Raw genomic sequence first — 1,829 nt, 5'->3', positions numbered from 1 at the left:
GGCGACGGCCTCCGCCAGGTTGGCGAAGATCGTGGTGAGCCAGAGCCACACGGTGATGGCCCAGGCGAACACGGACGGGTTGGCGATCGCGGAGACGGTGGTGACCACCGAGCCCACCTCGACCACGAACATCACCGGGTTCTTGACCATCACCCGGGGGTCGAGCTTCTTCACCGCGTCCGGCAGGGACGCGACGATCAGCTTGGGGTCGAGGAGGCCGCTCGACACTCTGTGCGGCGCGGCGGGCTCGGCCTTGTCGGCCGGTGCGGGGTTGAGCGTGGGGGTGGACATCAGGAGAGACCTTCCGCGAGCGGCCCGAGGGCCAGGGCCGGGAAGTAGGTGAGGCCGACGACGATCAGGACGACGCCGGACAGCAGGCCCACGAACAGCGGCTTGTGGGTGGGCAGGGTGCCCGGAGTGGCCGGAACCGGCTGCTGCTGCGCGAGCGAGCCCGCCAGCGCCAGGACGAAGACGATCGGCAGGAAGCGGCCGAACACCATGCACAGGCCCAGCGCCGTGTCGTACCAGTCGGTGTTGACCGTGATGCCGGCGAACGCCGAGCCGTTGTTGTTGGCCGCGGACGTGAACGCGTACAGCACCTCGGAGAAGCCGTGGGCACCCGAGTTGAGCATCCCGGCCCGCTCACCCGGCAGGGCCATCGCCACACCCGTGCCGACCAGCACGATGGTCGGGGTGGTGAGGATGTACAGCGAGGCGAACTTCATCTCCCGGCCCCCGAGCTTCTTGCCCAGGTACTCGGGGGTGCGGCCGACCATCAGACCGGCGACGAACACCGCGACGATCGCCAGGATCAGCATCCCGTACAGGCCGGAACCGGTACCGCCGGGCGCGATCTCACCGAGCATCATGTTGAAGATCGTCAGACCGCCGCCGAACGGCGTGAACGAGTCGTGGAACGCGTCCACCGCACCGGTCGAGGTCAGCGTCGTCGAGGCGGCGAACAGCGAACTGGCGGCGATGCCGAAGCGCTGCTCCTTGCCCTCCATCGCACCGCCGGCCGCCTGCAGGGCGGTGCCGTGGTGCTGCGACTCGGCGAAGGTCATCAGAGCCACCGAGGCGACCCAGAACAGCCCCATCACGGCGACGATCGCGTAGCCCTGGCGGTTGTCACCGACCATCTTGCCGAAGGTGCGCGGCAGCGCGAACGGGATCACCAGCAGCAGGAAGATCTCCAGCCAGTTGGTGAAACCGGTCGGGTTCTCGAACGGGTGCGCCGAGTTGGCGTTGAAGAAGCCGCCGCCGTTGGTGCCCAGCTCCTTGACGACCTCCTGGGAGGCCACCGGGCCGCCCGGGATCTTCTGCACGTCGCCGGCCAGGTTGGCGACCTCGTGGAAGCCGTGGAAGTTCTGGATCACGCCGTTGGCGGCCAGGACCAGCGCGAACACGAACGCGAGCGGCAGCAGCAGACGGAGGTTGATCCGGACCAGGTCCACCCAGAAGTTGCCGACCCGGTCGGTCCTGTTGCGGGTGAAGCCCCGGATGAGCGTGGCCACGACGGCGATGCCGACGGCCGCAGAGACGAAGTTCTGCACCGCCAGGCCCGCCATCTGCACCAGGTGGCCCATCGCGGACTCGCCGCCGTAGGACTGCCAGTTGGTGTTGGTGACGAACGAGATCGCGGTGTTCCAGGCCTGGTGGCCCTCCATCTGCGGAACACCCAGGTTCAGCAGCAGGAAGGTCTGGAGGCGGATCAGGCCGTAGAGGAAGAGCACCGAGACGGCCGAGAAGGCCAGCACCGAGCGCAGGTACACCGGCCAGCGCTGATCGGCGTCACCGTCGACGCCGATCAGCTTGTAGACGCCGCGCTC

General features: G+C 68.2%; 1 protein-coding gene and 1 pseudogene. Both read right to left on the bottom strand.

Going from position 1 to position 1,829, the window contains the following annotated elements; genetic code table 11:
- Nucleotides 1-291, bottom strand: a pseudogene (locus tag ACWC9T_RS41735) (potassium-transporting ATPase subunit B); the annotation flags it as partial.
- On the bottom strand, nucleotides 291-1,829 hold a 1,539-nt coding region (kdpA, locus tag ACWC9T_RS41730), incomplete at its 5' end, for a potassium-transporting ATPase subunit KdpA (protein ID WP_449826238.1). The pseudogene ACWC9T_RS41735 and the gene kdpA, both read right to left, overlap by 1 nt.

It is taken from the genome of Kitasatospora sp. NPDC001159 (genome assembly GCF_053598235.1).
This window is presented reverse-complemented; position numbering and strand designations above follow the sequence as displayed.